The 265-nt window shown below is 50.2% G+C and carries 1 protein-coding gene; it reads right to left on the bottom strand.

All coding sequences use genetic code 11. The features are described 5' to 3' along the window. Nucleotides 1-35 precede the first annotated feature (35 nt). Nucleotides 36-265, bottom strand: a 230-nt coding sequence (locus AF337_RS44425) for a hypothetical protein (RefSeq protein ID WP_210168064.1), incomplete at its 5' end; no start/stop codon positions are given.

Raw genomic sequence — 265 nt, 5'->3', positions numbered from 1 at the left:
CCCTTTCGAGACGGGCTCTTAGGTATGCTTCCGGATCACCGAGCATGTTTTGTATCGGAGACGTCACCGGGAATATGCCGTGGATCTATCAACCGATACAAATATACGTCTATTTCGCTCTCTTCGGGTGGTGCAGTTACATCGGCGTTCAGACAAAGAGAACTTGGTCGAAGTTTCGCGGAACTGATAGTGTCACCAATGCCAATTCCCAGGGTTAAGATCGGAACGCTCAAGATCATCCTTTGCTTTCTGAGCGGCATCGGCG

The sequence above is a fragment of the Rhizobium ecuadorense genome, assembly GCF_001187535.1.
In the GTDB taxonomy this organism is placed as follows: domain Bacteria; phylum Pseudomonadota; class Alphaproteobacteria; order Rhizobiales; family Rhizobiaceae; genus Rhizobium; species Rhizobium ecuadorense.
The sequence above is the reverse complement of the archived record's forward strand: the minus strand, read 5'-3'. Positions and strand labels throughout refer to the sequence as shown.